Source organism: Parafilimonas sp. (genome assembly GCF_051953455.1).
In the GTDB taxonomy this organism is placed as follows: domain Bacteria; phylum Bacteroidota; class Bacteroidia; order Chitinophagales; family Chitinophagaceae; genus Parafilimonas.
The window spans coordinates 1-6,921 of the sequence record NZ_JBQCIT010000033.1; the positions used below are offsets into that span (position 1 = coordinate 1).

4 protein-coding genes are annotated in these 6,921 nt (G+C 40.6%); 1 reads left to right on the plus strand and 3 read right to left on the minus strand.

Going from position 1 to position 6,921, the window contains the following annotated elements:
• Positions 1–286, plus strand: a 286-nt coding sequence (locus ACTHN6_RS13405; RefSeq protein ID WP_440436280.1) for a UDP binding domain-containing protein, incomplete at its 5' end; no start/stop codon positions are given.
• A 74-nt stretch (positions 287–360) separates the two neighbouring features.
• Here the strand turns inward: ACTHN6_RS13405 and ACTHN6_RS13410 are convergent.
• From ACTHN6_RS13410 to ACTHN6_RS13420, 3 genes are all read right to left on the minus strand, one after another.
• Positions 361–810: a single-stranded DNA-binding protein gene (locus tag ACTHN6_RS13410; RefSeq protein ID WP_090659419.1), complete on the minus strand. Its 450-nt coding sequence runs from the start codon at positions 808–810 to the stop codon at positions 361–363.
• Between the two features lie 135 nt (positions 811–945).
• Positions 946–3,336: an alpha-ketoacid dehydrogenase subunit alpha/beta gene (locus ACTHN6_RS13415; RefSeq protein ID WP_440436281.1), complete on the minus strand. Its 2,391-nt coding sequence runs from the start codon at positions 3,334–3,336 to the stop codon at positions 946–948.
• Between the two features lie 24 nt (positions 3,337–3,360).
• A partial coding sequence (locus tag ACTHN6_RS13420; protein WP_440436282.1) for a translocation/assembly module TamB domain-containing protein occupies positions 3,361–6,921 on the minus strand: 3,561 nt, incomplete at its 5' end.

The window sequence follows — 6,921 nt, forward strand, 5'->3', positions numbered from 1 at the left end:
AGCCGGTGCCAAAGTACAGGCATATGATCCGGTTGCCATGAAAGAGGCAGAGCATTTGTTACATGGCAAAGCTTCCTTAAAGAAAGACGAAACAGCCGCAGCTGAAAATGCAGATGCGATTATTCTGGTAACGGAATGGCCTGAATTCCGCCTGCCGGATTGGGATTCAATTATAAAGAAAATGAAAGGCAGGGTTATGTTTGACGGCCGTAATATTTACAACAACGAAGAAATGAAAAGGCTTGGCTTTATTTATCATGGAATTGGAAAGGAGACTAAGGATTAGGCTACTCAATTAAATAAGTTATACAAATAAAAAGAGGCGGAATTATCCGCCTCTTTTTTTATTCGTTTCTTTTATTAAAATGGAAGGTCATCACCGGCATTACTCATATCATCATTACTGCCCTGCGCTGTATTATTTGCATAACTGCTGCCGTTTGATGTTTGATAGGATCTTTCCTGCGGCTGGCCTCCCGCATTTAATCCATCAGCGCGTGAACCAAGCAGTTGAACGCTTTGCACACGCAGGCTCAGCGAAGCGCCGCTTTTTCCATCATTTGTTTGATAGGTACGCACTTCAGGCGTCCCTTCTGCATACACCTGCGTTCCTTTTTTTAAATAGGGTGCAATGCCGGTACGGTCGGTCCAGTAAGCGCATTCAACCCAGGTTGTTTTTTCCCTTTGTGCGCCGGTGCTATCTTTAAATTTTTCTGTATGTGCAACATTGAAATTTATAACGTTTTTTCCATTTACCGTGTTTACTATGCAGTCTTTGCCAAGATTGCCAATTACCATTAGTTTGATCATAGCATTATTTTTTTAGTACTGTGAATGTAAGGGAATTAAAATAAATTTTCAGATTAAAAAAATTAAATATGCAGCCAAAACTGGCGCATATAAACTGTTGGAAGATCTTTATAAAAAATATTTGCGGCAGATAATTTATTCTGCCATTAAGGCTATAACAGCTTCATAAATTTCTTCTGCATTGGGTTTACTGAAATAATCGCCATCACTGCCATAAGAAGGCCTGTGTTCTTTTCCTGTTAAGGTTTTCGGAGCAGCATCCAGGTAACGGTAACCCTGCTGTTCTTCTATTACTTTATTAAACATGAAAGCAGCAGCGCCACCAGGCACGTCTTCATCAATAAAAATAATACGGTTTGTTTTTTTAAGGGATTCAACAATTGAATGTTCTGTATCAAAAGGCAATAAAGTTTGTACATCAATCACCTCGCAACTTATTTTTTCCTTTTCAAGTTTTGCTGCTGCATCCATAATAATGCGCAAAACGGAACCATAAGAAACAATGGTTACATCGTCTCCTTCCTTTAGTATTTCGGGAATACCCATTGGCACCCTGAAATCGAGCAGGTTTAGAGGAAGCTTTTCTTTTAAGCGGTAACCATTTAAGCTTTCTACTACAATTGCAGGATCGTTGCTTTGCAATAAAGTGTTATACATACCTGCGGCCTGCGTCATATTGCGCGGTACACATACATACATTCCACGCAGGGAATTAATAACCATGCCCATTGGCGAACCGCTGTGCCAGATACCCTCCAGCCTGTGTCCGCGTGTGCGTACGATAAGCGGGCAGCTCATTAAACCATTCGTTCTGTAGTGGAGCGAAGCCACATCATCTGTAAGCTGTTCCAATCCATATACCAGATAATCGAGATACTGTATTTCTGCTATGGGCCGCAGGCCTCTTAATGCAAGGCCTGTGCCCTGGCCAATTATAGTCAGCTCCCTGATGCCCGTATCAAAAACCCTGTCATCGCCATACTTTAACTGCAACCCTGCGAATGCCTGGTTTACATCACCAATCAATCCAACATCTTCTCCAAATGCCACCACACGCGGATCATTGCTTAATAACTGGTCGAAATATTTATTCAATATTTCATAACCATTTGCAATGGTTGGCTTAATGCCATATTCAGGCTTGACCTCTTTTACTTTTACAGCAGCTTTTACGCCTTCATTATATAAAAAACTGCCGTAAAGGGATTTGTTTAAATCTTTTAACTGGTTATAGTAATCAAGCAAATCACTGTGGCCGGGATAATTTTTTGCAATAAGTGCAGCGGCGGCAACAGCCTTCATCACATCTTTGCGCAAAGGCTCGGTATTTTGCTGCAATTGTTTTATTAACGCCTGTAACTGCCCGTGCCTGTCTATATCATTTACAGTAATCGCCTGGATTAATTCAATTGCCTTTGCCGCCTGTTCTCTTATCGGCTGAATATATTCTTTCCATGCACTATTACGGCTTTGCTGTACTTTCTTTTTGGCTTCAATTTCAATTTCAAATAATTCTTCGCTGGTGGCAATACTGTTTTCAATTATCCATTCGCGCATTTTCTTTACACAATCCCAGTCCCGCTCCCATTGCAAACGCTCAGGCGTTTTATACCGCTCATGGCTGCCTGATGTGGAATGGCCCTGTGGCTGCGTTAATTCTTCCACATGAAAAACAGCAGGTATATGTGTTTCCCTTATTTTATTAATACCATTTTCAAATATTTCGCACAAGCCTGCATAGTCCCAGCCTTTTACAGTATAAATATCAATGCCGTTTGTATCCGGTCTTTTCTGCAAGCCTTTCAGCGCGGCTGAAATGGAGCCCTTGGTAGTTTGATTTTCTTTTGAAACAGATATGCCATATCCATCATCCCAAACAAATATGGCCAATGGTATTTGCATAACACCGGCTGCATTTACGGCTTCCCAGAAATGCCCTTCCGAAGTAGAAGCATCGCCTATGGTGCAAAAACAAATTTCATTACCATTATTGGAAAGGTTCGTGAGGGGTTTTAATGTTTTACTATTGCGGAATAATTTAGAGGCAAGTGCAAGGCCCACGCTGCGCGGCATTTGCGCTGCGGTTGGAGCCATATCCGCCGCAACATTTTTTTGTGCAGCAAGATTAACCCATTCACCATTTTCATCCGTATTGGCTGTTGCATAATGGCTCACCATTTGCCTGCCGGCGCTGAAAGGATCGTGTTCTTTGTTTGGATCAGCATACATCTGTGCAAAGAACTGCTGAATGGTTCCAATGCCTGAAGCAAACATCCAGGTTTGATCGCGGTAATATCCTGAACGAAAATCACCGGGCTGAAAAAATTTAGACAGCGCCACCTGCGCCACTTCTTTTCCATCGCCAAAAATGCCAAACTTGGCTTTACCGGTTAATACTTCTTTACGGCCAAACAAACTTGTTTCGCGGCTTTCAACAACAATGCGGTAATCTTCGAGCACCGCATTGCGAAAGCCTTCATACGAAAGCATGTCTTCCGGTAGGGTATGTGCGGCAAAGTTGTCCATGCGGCAAATGTAAGTATTATGAGTTTAACGTTTTACGCCAGGCTTGCCCTGTTCATTGCGGTGCTTTGGCCTGCGTAATACTGTATCTGTAATTGAAGGCGCTGTAAAGAAACTATCATTATTGTTTTTGCCAAAAAGCTTATCAAAATCCCGTGTATAGGAAATGCTGATGCCCTGTCTTGTAACACGGCCTATCGTACCCGTGTTGGTGGCGCCAAGGCTGCTGTGGTTAAAAACAATGGCCCGCAGTTTTCTATCTCTGGAAAGAATAATCTGAACTGAAATATCCGGCAGCCATTGTAAATTATTATTGGTTGCAGTAGCTGCTGCTGCGCCGCTTACATTAAAATCGAGATCACCGCCAAACGTTATTATAAGCTTGTTATTTAAAAGGCTTTTATTAAGCTTTAATTCAACCGCAGTCCTGTCTAATGTATTGCCCGACGAAGAGGCACCATTAATGCTATAGCTGCTGTAAGTTTTAGCGCCCACATCAAAATGCAAAGTACGGTCGCCGGTAAGATTATATAGCAGGTCGGAAATTTTACTGTTTAATACGCTGGCAACTTTTTGCGAAATTGTATTATAGGCTGTTGATTGAACAAAAGTTTGGCTGCCTGAAATTTCTCCGTAAGGCGAGAAAGAATCAAATACAATCAGCCATGTAACCTGCTTCAGCATTTCGTTTTCATCGCTTTCCATTTTGGCAAGCAGCCTGTTGAAATTATCATTGGAACGTATGGCGCTGCCCTCGGGAAAATCAAGCCTGAATTTAATTTGCGGCTGCGTAAGCTTTCCAGCGAGGTCGGCAATCACATATACATCTCCCCTGTAACCGGATATACTTTGATCAAGAAGAAAACCTGAGTTATTTACAAGATCGCTTACAGAAACATTTTTAGCCGTATATCTCGCCGTAATATTTATAGTAGCATTGTATGGATCGCCGTTCCATTCTATATGGCTGTTTTGATCGGGCAATAATTCAAAAGGTTTTTTTACCAATGACTGAAAATTGAAATTATAATTTCCCTGTTCAATATTATAACGCCCATTCATTGATACATCGCCCGTTGCAGGCACTTTAATAAGCATTCTGCCATTGCCGGTAGCTTCAATAATATCGCCTGTCATTTCATCAAGGATTACAGACATGGTTACCTTATTATTGGCGGTAAGATCAAGACTTATATTAAGATTGGTTATTGCCGTTGTATCTGTTTTTGGCTGCTCGCCATATTGCTTAAATACAATGAAATCAGCATCGGCACTTTTCTTACTCGTATTGGTTTGAATAAATACATGCGAAGCCTCAGTGGGCTCGCCGGAGATTGACATCTGCATATTTTCCTGCGGGCCGTTCAATATTAAATTTGCTTTACCTATAACATTGCCATAAAACAAGGGATTATCTTTTGCCTTTGTATCAAGCAGCAGCAGGTTATCCGTTAACATATTAAATGCATAGCGGTTATTTTTAAAAGCCGTTTCATTCAATACACCAGTTACTTTACCGGTATTACCGAATTTATCTTTAATAATGAAACTGCCAAAGTCGAGCCTGTCATCATAAAACACAAAATCTGCGGAAGGAATAAAATAACGCACCTGCGTATATTTTACCGTAAGTGCACCGCTGTCAAGATGCGCTTTACCTGTTAAATGCAGGTCTTTAAAACTGCCGTTAAGATGTATGGTGCCTGTTGCAAGCCCTGTAATATCATCGAATATGGTTCCGAGAAAACTGTTAAGGATCCCAATCTTTGCATGATCCAGGTGCATGGTGGTTGCAAGTGGTTTATTGGTTGAGTCTTTCAGGTCGTAAACGCCATCACTGTTCAGCACAAAATTTTCATTGTTTGATTTTATGTTGAATATAATCTTTCCAATATCAGCGTTATACTTTGTTGAAAGATCAACAAGCCCTATTGAATCATTGTTTAGCCTGAATTGTGTTAAGTGTATTTGCCCGTCGGCTATAAGTTTGGTATAAATATCCCTGAAAAAAATATTACCGTTTGCAATGCCTTCCATTAACGGGTTTGTAACAAACAACGGCATGATGTCGCCAATATCAACATCTTTCAGTTTTACTGCAAGTGCATTGGAAGTGCCGGTTTCATCGGGCACAGATTCAATGGAAATTTCCTGGAACCCCTGCGTAAATTTCATATTCTTTGCAGAAGAAAAATTTCTTTTAATTACCACTTCGCCCTGGTTTTGAAGATTCCATTTTTTATTATTCAAAACAAAACTTGAAGGATGGAAAGTGATGCTAACACCTTCAGGCAAAGTGCGCACATCAGCATCTAACTGCGCATCATTCAGCGTTGTGTTGGCGCTTGTGGCTATAATTACATGCGATAAATCATTGGCAGAATTGATTGATATTTTCGTATTCGGAAAATACATGCTGTCGCTTACATAAAATCTTCCAATATTACCAGCAAGCAACAAGCTGTCTTCATCGCCGTCGCCCGTAAACCTCGCATCTTCCAGCGACAGGTTTTTATATTTCGCAGCGGGAACATTTATATCAAAATTAAAATGCTTCCCGTTGACGGTGGTAATGCTGCCGGTTAAAAGCACATCATTAAAACCTGAGAAATTAGAGTCGAGTATTTTGGCATAGTTTTCAAAATCGCCGGTGCGGACAGACACATTAAAATTCTGATTGCTTAATTCCGTTTTTGGCGGGTTGATAAGCGAAGGATAATAACGGTTAAGAATAGCCTGGAAGTTTTGTGGCAGCTGCAATATTTTGTATTGCCCTTCCACTGATGCTACCATTTCCCGGCTTTCGAGCTTCAGCACTTTTACATTGTTTGAATCGAGCGCAGTGGATAAGGTTATTGAATCCAGGTACAACTGTTGGTCATTATGTTTCACAGACGCATTTAGTATTTTGGCGAAGCCAAGAAAGTCATCAATGTTATGGCCCTGAAAATTCATATCGAATAACCCTGCAACTACAACGCTGTCTTTTGATAAATTTAAAGCACGGAGATTAGCATTTACAAGGTCACCCAGGATATTAAACGACGGTGCTTCGCCATTAAGGTCTATTGCTATATTACTGGTGAAATTGAAATTAGTATCAGAAGCAATAAATTCTCCCTGGAAATTGCGTTGTTTTATCTCACCATCAAAACTTAAATTTTTATAGTTATACTCTTTAAAGGTTAAGGAACTGAAATCACCATTAAGCTTTGTGGATATTTTAGAAAGATTAAAACTTCTGCCGGAGATATTACCATTGAAAGTAACATTACCAAGATCAGCTACAGATAAAAATTTACCCAGGTTGAATTGCGTGGTTTGAATAACACCTTTGTAAAATGGTTCTGCCTTTTGAGGGAAAGATAAAGACACGTCTGTATATACCCCGCCCAAAGCGCTGGCGAGTGTGCCTTTTGCCTTAAACTCGTTTAACGTTCCTGCAAAATTGCCAACAAACCTTACGTTACCTAACGCAGCAAGATCGGGCGAATTTATAGTTGTAATACCGGGTAATATAAAAGCAATGTCTTTGCTGTTGGTTTGTGCGTTAGCGTCATTTAATGTAATATTTATCTTACCGGGACT